At 51.3% G+C, this 11,640-nt stretch carries 9 protein-coding genes and 1 riboswitch; of the genes, 7 read left to right on the top strand and 2 right to left on the bottom strand.

Annotation, left to right across the window (positions count from 1 at the left end):
- Position 1: 1 nt before the first annotated feature.
- The 5 genes from leuD to aroD all read left to right on the top strand — a co-directional run bounded on the left by leuD (position 2) and on the right by aroD (position 5,912).
- A complete protein-coding gene (gene leuD, locus DFO57_RS08890) occupies positions 2-607 on the top strand; it encodes a 3-isopropylmalate dehydratase small subunit (protein ID WP_013024597.1) in 606 nt (201 codons plus the stop codon).
- A 394-nt stretch (positions 608-1,001) separates the two neighbouring features.
- Entirely contained in the window at positions 1,002-3,035 is a 2,034-nt protein-coding gene (locus tag DFO57_RS08885; protein ID WP_110015283.1) for an FAD-dependent oxidoreductase, read from the top strand.
- Positions 3,036-3,045: 10 nt separating this feature from the next.
- The gene (locus DFO57_RS08880; RefSeq protein WP_014606596.1) at positions 3,046-3,909 is read left to right on the top strand and encodes a shikimate dehydrogenase; all 864 of its coding nucleotides are present in this window, start codon (positions 3,046-3,048) and stop codon (positions 3,907-3,909) included.
- Between the two features lie 11 nt (positions 3,910-3,920).
- A complete protein-coding gene (locus tag DFO57_RS08875; protein ID WP_022622257.1) occupies positions 3,921-5,135 on the top strand; it encodes an MFS transporter in 1,215 nt (404 codons plus the stop codon).
- A 21-nt stretch (positions 5,136-5,156) separates the two neighbouring features.
- Complete coding sequence (gene aroD, locus DFO57_RS08870) at positions 5,157-5,912, top strand: type I 3-dehydroquinate dehydratase (RefSeq protein ID WP_014606598.1); 756 nt, start codon at positions 5,157-5,159, stop codon at positions 5,910-5,912.
- On the opposite strand, the gene DFO57_RS08865 is transcribed toward aroD, so the two are convergent.
- Positions 5,875-6,843, bottom strand: coding sequence for a LysR family transcriptional regulator (locus tag DFO57_RS08865; protein ID WP_014592901.1), 969 nt, complete (start codon positions 6,841-6,843; stop codon positions 5,875-5,877). The genes aroD and DFO57_RS08865 overlap by 38 nt on opposite strands.
- A gap of 192 nt (positions 6,844-7,035) precedes the next feature.
- Between DFO57_RS08865 and DFO57_RS08860 the strand changes: the two genes are divergently transcribed.
- Positions 7,036-8,343: an MFS transporter gene (locus tag DFO57_RS08860; protein WP_110015282.1), complete on the top strand. Its 1,308-nt coding sequence runs from the start codon at positions 7,036-7,038 to the stop codon at positions 8,341-8,343.
- Positions 8,344-8,386: 43 nt separating this feature from the next.
- On the opposite strand, the gene DFO57_RS08855 is transcribed toward DFO57_RS08860, so the two are convergent.
- On the bottom strand, positions 8,387-9,565 hold the full coding sequence (locus tag DFO57_RS08855; protein WP_013024590.1) for an MFS transporter: 1,179 nt from the start codon (positions 9,563-9,565) through the stop codon (positions 8,387-8,389).
- A gap of 255 nt (positions 9,566-9,820) precedes the next feature.
- On the opposite strand from DFO57_RS08855, the gene sgrR reads away from it, so the two are divergent.
- A complete protein-coding gene (gene sgrR / locus DFO57_RS08850; RefSeq protein ID WP_110015281.1) occupies positions 9,821-11,482 on the top strand; it encodes an HTH-type transcriptional regulator SgrR in 1,662 nt (553 codons plus the stop codon).
- Positions 11,483-11,517: 35 nt separating this feature from the next.
- Positions 11,518-11,622, top strand: a riboswitch (TPP riboswitch).
- Positions 11,623-11,640: the final 18 nt, after the last annotated feature.

The raw sequence follows: 11,640 nt of genomic DNA, 5'->3' as shown, positions 1-11,640 counted from the left end.
CATGGCAGAAAAATTTACCCAACATACTGGTTTGGTGGTTCCACTGGACGCCGCTAACGTCGATACCGATGCCATCATTCCAAAGCAGTTTTTGCAGAAAGTCACCCGCGTAGGCTTTGGCGCCCACCTGTTCAATGACTGGCGTTTCCTGGACGATCACGGCCTGGAACCCAATCCGGACTTCGTTCTCAACTTTCCGGAGTATAAAGGTGCTTCTATCCTGCTGACGCGGGAAAACTTTGGTTGTGGTTCGTCACGTGAGCATGCGCCCTGGGCACTGACCGATTACGGCTTTAAAGTCGTGATTGCGCCCAGCTTTGCCGATATTTTCTATGGCAACAGCTTCAACAACCAGTTACTGCCGGTTACGCTGAGCGATGAGCAGGTGGAGGAGCTGTTTACGCTGGTGAATGCGCATCCGGGTATCCGCTTCGAAGTGGATCTGGAAGCGCAGGTCGTGAAAGCGGGCAACAACACCTACAGCTTTAAGATTGATGACTTTCGTCGTCACTGCATGCTGAACGGGCTGGACAGTATCGGCCTGACGCTGCAGCACGAAAGCGCGATCTCGGCTTACGAAAGTAACCAGCCTGCCTTTATGCGTTAACGCGTAAATAATGTAACCAGCCCGTTCGGCTCTGCCGTTCGGGCTTTTTTTCATCTGGCAAAACTGCGCTAAAACAATTAATCGCGATTTATTTTATTGCAGAAATCCTGTTATTTATTCAGCAACAACGTTGATATTTTGACTCGCATCATTTTCCTCTCAACTTTCCCTTCTCTTTTTTCACAAGACGTAAATGGCTTGCTGATTTAATTAATATCATTTTCATTTTTATGTTATTTGATCGTTAACTCCATAGAGCTCACCTATAGCTTGTAGAAAAAAAAGCATTATTTCCGCTCATTCCCCCTCGCTATCATCGCCACAGATAAAGATTAACGCAAAACACATCGAGATCGTCTCAGCCTGGCTGTCGGATCTTTTGTGGAGACTCTGTATGCACGCTTATCCTCACCTGTTTACCCCGCTCACAATCAACGGAATGACGTTAAAAAACCGTGTCATCATGCCGCCAATGGGCACCAACCTGGCCAGTCTGAATGGCGAAGTGTCTCAGGAACAGCTTGATTACTATTCGCTTCGCGCCAGGGGCGGCACTGGGCTCATTACGATTGAGAATATTTGTGTGGATTTTCCCTTCGCGTCGAACGGCACCACACAACTGCGCATTGATAATGATCAGTATATTCCTGGCTTATACAAACTTACCGAGACGTTGCATAAACATGGAACCTGTGTCGCCATCCAGTTAAACCACGCCGGTGCATCAGCCTATGCCTATCGCCTCAATGGGGAAATGCCCATTTCCGCCTCCGCGGTCCCCTCCAAAAAGAATGGTAATATTCCCCGTCCGATGACGCATGAGGAAATATATCGGGCGGTTGACAAATTTGGCGACGCAGCAGAACGCGTCAGACGCGCCAATTTTGACTGCGTAGAGATTCATGCCGGTCACTCTTATTTAATCAGTCAGTTTTTATCTCCACTGTTTAATCAGCGTACTGATGAATTTGGTGGCAATATCGAGAATCGGTCGCGCTTTTTAACCCTGATTGTCGACAAAGTTCGGGCCTGCGTGGGACCGATGTTTCCCATCAGCCTGCGTATCAGCGCGGATGATTTCTTACAAGGCGGAAACACGCTGGAAGATTCGCTACACATTCTTGAACGTTGTCAGGAAAAGGTCGACATCATCAATGTGTCAGCGGCGCAGAATGACAACCTGTATTTACAGATAGACCAAATGTCTCAAGAGGATGGCTGGAAACGCTATCTGTCACGTGCCGTTCGCACCAGATTTAATAAGCCCACCGTTGTCGCAGGCAATATTCGCACCCCGCAACTTGCTGAAGACATTCTTGCTCAGGGTGACGCGGACCTGATCGCCATTGGTCGTGGGTTGATTGCTGAACCGGATTGGGTACAAAAGGTACAGAGTGGACATGAGGAGACGATGCGTAAGTGTATCTCATGCAATATTGGATGCGCCGACCATCGCATCGCCCGCTCTCTTCCCCTTCGCTGCTCAATTAACCCCGATATCATCCATGGCGACGCTTATAAGCAGCGCCAGGTCAAGCGACCGACGCGTGTCGTCGTGATCGGGGCTGGCACGGCAGGCATCGAAGCCGCCTGCACCGCCGCAGAGGTAGGGTGCAAGACCTGGCTGTTCGAAGCCAAAAACCATATCGGTGGGCTGGCTGTCGAGATCGCACGATTACCCGAAAAAAAACGTATTGCCGATTTTCCGCAATTCCTGCGCAACCGTATGGCCCGGCTGGAGAATTTGCAACTGCATCTGGGACAACAGGTTCAGCCCGAGCAGCTTGAGGTTCTGCGTCCCGACTTAATTGTTAATGCCACGGGCTCTGTCCCCCTGCTGCCGCCCATTGCGGGATTACATGAGACGATCGACCGCCCCGGCAGCGTCGTATTCACGATTACGGGCATGATTCAACACCTGGATACATTCAGCGCTCTGCAAGGCAAACGTATCGCCGTGGTCGGCGGCGGTGCCGTTGGACTCGATGTCATCGAGTATTTTGCCACCCGGGGCGCTGAAGCAGTACTGATTGAAATGCAGAATTCACCAGGACGTGACCTCGACATCATCACAAAGAGTGCCATGTTAACGCTGCTTGAACAGCACCAGGTAGAACAACACATGGACACGCAGCTCATTGAGGTCAAACCCGATCGCTTCCGCGTTAAAAACGCCCACCACACCTTCGACATCGCCTTCGACTACGGCTTTATCTGTCTGGGGATGCGCCCCAACCGCAGCGGTTTCGAGGCCGTTGAGCGCTGGGCCACCGCCAGACATATCAAAATAATGAACATCGGCGACAGCCTGAAAGCCCGGCGAATTATTGATGGTGTACGCGAAGGACGCAACGTACTGGATGCCCTGGAAGAGACTGGCGCACTGGGCAGCCACGAAGCGGCAAGCATTCCACTTTTAACTTACTGAGGACACTATCATGGCAGAACGTATTACCGGGCATACCGAGCTGATTGGGCTGATCGCCACCCCCATTCGCCACAGCATGTCGCCAACCATGCACAACGAAGCTTTCGCGCACCTTGGGCTGGACTATGTTTATCTGGCTTTTGAGGTCGGCACTGCGGAACTGGAGAAGGTGGTGCAGGGTTTTCGTGCGCTGAAGCTGCGCGGATGCAATGTTTCCATGCCCAATAAGACGGAGGTTTGCCGCTATCTGGATACGTTGTCTCCCGCAGCACAGCTTGTGGGCGCGGTGAATACCGTCGTCAATGATAACGGCGTGCTGACCGGGCACATCACGGATGGGACAGGTTATATGCGCGCCCTCGCTGAAGAGGGCATCGATATTCTGGGCAAAAAGATGACGATTCTGGGCGCGGGCGGTGCGGCAACGGCCATTTGCGTTCAGGCCGCCCTGGATGGCGTTAAGGCGATCTCGGTCTTTAACCAACGCGATAAATTCTTTGCAAATGCCCAGGAAACCGTTGCGAAGATTCGCGCCCATACTGACTGTGAGATTCACCTTTTTGACCTCGACGACCACGATCGTTTGCGTGCTGAAATTAACGACAGCGTTATTCTGACCAATGCGACCGGCGTCGGCATGAAACCCTTTGAAGGACAGATGCTGCTTCCCGACGAGAGCTTCCTGCGTCCTGAGCTTATTGTCTCCGATGTGGTCTATATCCCACGTAAAACACATTTGCTTGAGACGGCCGAGAAAAAAGGCTGCCGTATTATTAACGGTCTCGGCATGATGCTGTGGCAAGGCGCAAGCGCGTTCGAAATCTGGACGGGAAAACCGATGCCGGTTGATCACATCAAAAACATCCTTTTTTGAGGATGGCTGAGATGAAAAACAAGTATATTCCCACCGCCGCCGGGCTGTATCTCAATTACCTCATTCATGGCATGGGCGTGCTGGTCATCACTCTCAACATGGCTAACCTGCAGGCGCAATGGAACACCGATGCGGCGGGCGTATCGATTGTGATTTCCTCACTGGGCATTGGCAAACTGATTACCATCGTTACCGGTTTTCTGTCGGATCGTTTTGGCCGAAAGCCTTTTGTCTATTTTGGCATCATCAGTTACGTGGCCTTTTTCATCGGTATCCTGTTTACCCGGGATATTTATACGGCCTATTTCTTTGGCGTGCTGGCAGGAATGGCTAACAGTTTCCTTGATTCTGCTACCTATCCGGCGCTGATGGAGGCCTTCCCGGACTCCGCCAGCCGCGCTAACGTGCTGATAAAAGCGTTTGTCTCCGCCGGACAATTTTTATTGCCGTTTATCATTAGCCTGCTTATCTGGGCGGATTTGTGGTTTGGTTGGTCATTCGTGCTGGCAGCAGCCTTAATGACGATGAGCGGAATCTACCTGATCAAAATGCCGTTTCCCGATCACCGGGTACAGAAAGTCTCGGAAACATCAGCCAGCGTGACCGCGCCACCGCGTAGTCGTCTGTATCAGCTGGATATGGTTGTGTTCACCTTTTACGGCTATATCAGCATGGCGACGTTTTATCTGGTGAGCCAATGGCTGGCACAGTATGGGCAGTTTGTCGCGGGCATGCCCTACACCGCATCGGTGAAGTTACTCAGTATCTACACGGCAGGATCGCTGACCTGCGTATTCGTCACTGCGGTCATGGTGAAAAAAGTGTTGAGCTCCGCCATCGCGATGGTCATTTACACGTTCCTGTCGGCCCTCTCACTGCTGATAGTCTGCCTCTATCCAACGCCACTGATTGTTACCGGTTTTGCGTTCGTATTTGGGTTTGCAGCCGCGGGCGGCGTTATGCAACTGGGTGCAACGATTATGGCGATGAGTTTTCCACAAGCGAAAGGCTTTGCGACAGGCGTGTTTTATACCGCCGGCAGTCTGGCCAGCTTTACCATCCCTTTATTTACAGCGCATCTTTCACGAACCAGTATCGCCAGCATCATGTGGTTTGATCTGATTATTGCGGTGACAGGTTTTATCCTTGCGCTTTATATCGCTTCCCGCCAATTTCAACGTCATTGTGCGGAAACACGCCGTCAGTCCGCTACAGCGGCTAGTTGAACAGTTAAAACAGGAATGACTATGACTCAAACGGTTAGGGTTAAAAAAATCGTCTTTCAGGCAGGGCAAACGCGGCTTTGTGTGCCCTTGACAGGCCGCACTCGCGAGGAGCTTCAGGCCAGAGCACAGTTACTGACTTCCGCACAGGCAGACATTATCGAATGGCGCGTCGACCACTTCATCGAGGGTAAAGACGAGAAGCAAGTCTTGCTGGCGCTGGCCGACATTCGTCAGCAACTTGGGGAAACGCCGCTGCTCTTTACCTTCCGCAGTAAAAAAGAAGGTGGCGAAATGGACATCAGTGATGACCAATACTTCGCGCTCAACCACGCGGCCGCCTTAAGCGGGCTGGCTGATGTGATTGATATTGAGTTGTTTAACGATGAGTCACGCATCCGTTCGCTGGTAAGCGAGGCGCATAACGCAGGTGTTAAGGTCATTATGAGTAATCATGACTTTCACCAAACGCCCGCGAAGGAAGAGATCATTTACCGGTTACGTCGCATGCAGGATTTAGGTGCAGACCTGCCCAAGATTGCCGTAATGCCTCAAACACCTCAGGATGTGCTGACGCTGCTGTCTGCGACCCTGTTAATGAAAGAGCACTACGCAACGCGGCCGCTTATCACGATGTCGATGGGAAAAATGGGCGGAGTCAGTCGGGTCACCGGACGCCTGTTCGGTTCCGCAATGACGTTTGGCACCCTGGGCCAGTCCTCGGCACCAGGGCAAATCGCCGTTACACAACTGCGGGAGATGATGGAGACGCTTTCCTAGCGGCGGACATGCCCAAAGCCGCGCTTTGGGCATGTTTCCTGGCGACATCACTGTGCGTAATAATAAAGTTTTTTAGCCTCAGCGCCGCCGGTGAAAGCATTTTTGTTTTAATTGTCGCCAGACAAATATAACGCGGTGGAAGCGAATTTTTGATCGTCAGGATATGGAGATTGTAGTGCGTGAGCGCCGCAATTCTTGGCATGATGGCAATACCATAGCCGATACTGACCAACCCGGCCATTGCTAAATCCTCTTCCACATAACAGGCAATATCCGGTGACAGCGTTTGCTGGTGAAAGATGTCGTCAATAAACGGACGTAGCCCACTACTTTCTGAAAAATAGACATAGGGATAATGGATGGTTTCCGCTAAATCAACGTCGCTTTCGTGAAGACGCGCTAACGGATGATCTTTCGCTGTCACTACCACTAATTCTTGTTCAATAACCGGGATAAATTCAATATCAGGATCGTCGCCAATCCGCGAACAGATGACCATATCAACCTTATCCGCTTTGAGTGACTGCAACAACGCAACTGACGTCCCCTGTTTAAAAGAGAATGTCACATCATTATGACGAAAGTGTTGGGAGTAATTGTTGATAATTTGCGGAATAACATATTCTCCCATTGTATAGATAAACCCAATTCGGATATTTTCCCGGCACAGAAGGTGATTGTTTTTTAGCCTATCCCTGCCATTTTCCAGTGCCGACAGTGCTGTCTCAACATAGGGTAAAAAACATTTCCCACTTTCACTAATCCTTACATTTCTGCCCTGACGGAAAAAGAGTGAAACGCCTAACTCCTTTTCTAACTCAGCGATAGCATGGCTAAGAGAGGGCTGGGTGATAAAAAGACTGGATGCCGCTTCCGTGTAATGCTCCGTTTCTGACAGGCGTTTAAAATAATAAAGTTGCTTGAGGTTCATGGCATTTGCCTTTGAATGAAAAGTAAATCTGCTATCGCTACTTTATCACCGTTAAAAGGACTAATTATGTACTCAGGTCAAAATTAATGACGCTTAAAAAATGCTATAAAGAAACAAAAAAATTAGCAATATCAGACTATTTTTCAATGTAAAAAAAACATCAAAAAATAGTTTAAACTTCAGGGATACATCATGGAAAAGTTATACAATGAGGAACACGCTGGCAGGCGCACGCCGAAAGATAAACCCACGAAAGTCAGAATAATCATTCTGCTATTAATATCCGCTGGCACAATGATTAACTATCTTGATCGGACAATTTTAGGCATCGTTGCGCCAAAAATCACCCGCGAACTTGAAATCGATCCCGCTATGATGGGCGTGGCTTTTTCTGCCTTCGCCTGGACGTATACGCTGGCACAAATCCCCGGAGGGATGTTTTTAGATCGCTTTGGTAACAAACTGACCTACGCCCTTTCCGTGCTGTTTTGGTCGATTTTCACTCTACTGCAAACATTTACTCTTGGGCTCAAGTCTTTGATCTTCCTGAGACTGGGGCTGGGATTGAGCGAAGCACCCTGTTTTCCGGTTAACAGTCGCGTAGTGGCAAAATGGTTCCCGCGTCATGAACGTGCCCGCGCCACCGCAACCTATACCGTCGGGGAATATATTGGTCTGGCGGCTTTCTCGCCCTTACTCTATCTCATTCTGGAGTATCACGGCTGGCGCAGCCTTTTTTTTATTACCGGCGGAGCCGGTATTCTGTTCACGTTTATTTGGTGGCGACTTTACCATGAGCCTGAAGCATCCCAAAAAGCCAATCAGGAAGAAATTGATTACATTATCAATAATGAACCCATTGAAACATTAAAAAACACGCCCTTTAATTGGCCCGATGCCAAACGTTTACTCTGCTGCCGGCAAATTATTGGCGCCAGTCTCGGACAATTCGCTGGAAATACGACCCTGGTGTTTTTTCTGACATGGTTTCCCACCTATTTAGCGAAAGAACGGCAACTGGAATGGCTTCAGGTGGGCTTTTTCTCTGTATGGCCATTTATGGCTGCCGCTGTAGGCGTTATCTTTGGCGGGTGGCTCTCAGATAAACTGTTGAATGCAACAGGATCTATTAATCTGAGCCGAAAACTTCCGGTTATTAGCGGCCTGGTGCTTTCCGGCACGATTATTGCGGCTAACTGGATGAGTTCAGACAGCGCCGTTATCATCGTTATGTCCATTGCCTTTTTTGGACAAGGCATGGTCGGTCTGGGCTGGACAATAATCGCAGATATTGCCCCGGCTTCTATGGCAGGACTCACTGGTGGTATATTTAACTTTTGCGCCAATATTGCTTCGATTTTAGCGCCCCTGATTATCGGCATTATCATTTCAATGACAAGCAGCTTTTTTTATGCGCTCGTGTATATCGGCATCACTGCGGTGATTGGCTTAGTCGCCTATATCTTTATCATTGGCGATATTAAGCGGATTGTGCTCTAAAGCACCGTTCCCCCGGCACTGTTCTGCCGGGGGAACGTGCTTATTAAACGTCTTTAACGTTGCGTATCATTCCCAGCGTCAGTAAAGCAATCGCGGCGATCACCCAGTACACGCTGCCGTGACCAAAATGTTCAACCAGTATGCCCTGAAATAACCCCGCCAAAATAATGCCGGTCGAAATGCTGTTGGTAAACAGGGTTGTGGCTGCGCCTGCCCGCCCCGGCATCAGATCCTGAAACCACAACATTCCAATGCCCGCGACAACGCCGATAAACAGGGCGTTAAACACCTGCAGGACCAGCAGCGCCAGGTGGCTGTGAAACAGAATCAGGCCGCTGTAAAACACAACGGCGGAGGCCACCGCGCCCACCATCATCTTTCGCTTACCCCAACGTTTGGCATAGAAACCGGCCAGGATCATGACCGGGATTTCCAACCCGGCGGCCGTGCCCATTAAGAGACCGGCAAGCTTTTCGGGCAGGCCCAGATCGTTGCTGATCCACAGCGGCATATCGATAATGTACATGGTGTTACAGGTCCACATCAGCGTTGATGCGGCAAACAAAATGCGCACGTCACGAATCCGCCAGCCGCTCAGGGGGATCCCGCCCGACTGCATCAGGGAAGCCGCACGTGGCACCGAGGGCACGGTAAACCAGATCAGCAGGAAACAGAGAAAAAACAAGCCGGCCGCCACGCTGAACAGCGTAACGAAACCAAAATTCAGCGCCAGCGCAAACGACAGCGGTGGCCCAATCACCCACGCCAGCGACACCTGAGCGCGCATAATGGAACTGAACATCACCACTTCGCGCGAGGAACTGTCGGCATATTCTCGCGCCAGCGCAAAGAGCTGCGGCATGGCGACGTTCGCCAGCGACGATAACAGCACGCCCAGCGTTATCAGCGTCAGGTAATGGCGGGTAAACGCGAACAGTATGGCGTTTGCCAGGGCAAGGATACAGCACACTAAGATGATATTCCGCCGATCGCCAACGCTGTCGGAGCGCTTTGCGATCATCATGCTGACCACAATGCCGGCGATGGCATTGATGGTAAAAAACAGCCCGACCCAAAGCGGTGGCACCTGCACTTCTCGCGATAAAAACAGGCTCAGCGTCGGTGCCTGCAGCGCACCGGCCACGCCGAGGATAAAGGCGGTCACCATAAAAGCCAAAAAGACCGGATTGAAACGGCGCGAGAACGATAACAAAGATTTCATGCCTTATCCCTGACAGAACAACGGGAGAAACGGGAACAATGGAACCCCGACCCAAACCTACAACGTAAAAAAAACCAGCAGAATAACCCTGCTGGCGAAATCGTAACACACTACTCAGAAGGGACAGACATCGCTGCCAGTCCATGTCAGAGCGCCATTCATTACTGAATGCCTCCCGCTCTTCCAATACAGGAAAGATTGCCTCTAAAATGGGGTAAGAAAAACAGAGCACCTTTATCAGGGAGTTCCTCTTTTATGTCGTCATCACGTCTGAAGCAGCAGTTCATTCGTCTGTGGCAAAATTGCCAGGGACAACCACAGGAAACAACCCTGGGCGAACTGGCTGATTTGCTGCACTGTTCGCGTCGCCATATGCGAAACCTGCTCAACAGAATGCAAGCGGCTGGCTGGCTCACCTGGCAGGCCGAAGCCGGACGGGGCAAACGTTCCCTGATGACCTTCTGCTACACCGGGCTGGCGCTGCAGCAGCAGCGTGCCGAAGATCTTCTGGAGCAGGATCGTATCGATCAGTTAGTCCAGCTGGTGGGGGATAAAGATCAGGTCAGACAGATGATCAGCGCCCACCTGGGGCGGAGCTTCCGCCAGGGCAAACATATTTTGCGCGTCCTCTATTATCGCCCTCTGCTGAATCTGTTACCCGGTTCGCCCCTGCGCCGTTCGGAAACCCATATTGCCCGCCAGATCTTTAGCGGCCTGACGCGCATAAATGAGGAACAGGGGGAAATCGAGGCCGATATCGCCCATCACTGGCAGCAAACATCCGATCTCCACTGGCGCTTTTATTTACGCCCTGCCATTCGTTTTCATCATGGCCGGGAGCTGGACATGGCCGATGTGATCGCAAGCCTGGAACGCCTGCGTCAGTATCCCCTGTTTTCTCATATCCAACGGCTCGACTCACCGGCCCCCTGGACCCTGGATATCTATCTGGATCAGCCCGACAGCTGGCTGCCCTGGCTGCTGGGCAGCGTCAGCGCCATGATTCTGCCACGGGAATGGCCTGAAATTCGCGATTTTGCCCGTCAACCTGTGGGAACAGGTCCTTATCGGGTCGTCCGTAATCAGCACAGCCAGTTGAAGATAGAAGCGTTTGACGACTACTTTGGCTATCGCGCGCTGATCGATGATGTGTCGGTGTGGGTACTGCCAGAGATCAGTGACGAGCTGGTTTATGCAGGGGTTCGCCTGCAGGGCGAAAAAGCCGATGAGAAACAGGAAGAGAGCCGGCTTGAAGAAGGCTGCTACTATTTACTGTTCGATCAGCGTTCAGAAAAAATGGCCGACCGAGACATTCGACGCTGGCTCAGCGACCTGCTTAACCCGATTGCACTCCTCAATAATGCGGGCAGGGGTTATCAGCGCTACTGGTTCCCGGCTTACGGCCTGCTACCCCGCTGGCACCATCGCCGCGATCTGACCCCAGTGGACAAACCGGCGGGCCTCACGAGCCTGACGTTAACCTGGTATAACCAGCATATTGAGCATGTCAGTATTACGGATGCCTTACGTCCGTTGCTGGCAGAACAGGGCGTTACGTTGAACACCCGGGAAGTCAGTTACGAAAGCTGGCATCAGGGCGAAGGCGAGAGTGATATCTGGCTGGGCAGCGTCAATTTTACCCTGCCCCTCGAATATTCCCTGTTTGCCCTGTTATACGAAACGCCGTTGATGCAGCACTGTCTGCCTGTTAACTGGCAGCAGGATGCCACGCGCTGGCGTGAAAAAACGCTCTCCCTCGCTGAATGGGGTAAATATCTGGTGGAAAATAGCTGGCTTCATCCGCTGTTTCATCACTGGCTGCTGCTGGAGGGCCAGCGCAGTATGCGCGGCGTGCGGATGAATACATTGGGCTGGTTTGATTTTAAATCCGCCTGGTTTGCCCCGCCTACGCTGTGAGCCTTTCCCCTTGCGCATTTAATGACTAGAATGTGGCGTTCTCAACGGGGTGCCCCTTTCCACAGTGTCAGGGCGCTGAGAAATACCCGTCGAACCTGAATCGGTTAATACCGACGTAGGGATTTGAGAGGTTGTTTTGCTCAGATCCTTTGCGACTC

The organism is Pantoea sp. AG702 (assembly GCF_003182295.1).
Taxonomy (GTDB): Bacteria; Pseudomonadota; Gammaproteobacteria; order Enterobacterales; family Enterobacteriaceae; genus Pantoea; species Pantoea ananatis.
Note: the sequence above shows the minus strand (reverse complement) of the source record. Positions and strands in the feature narration are given on the sequence as shown.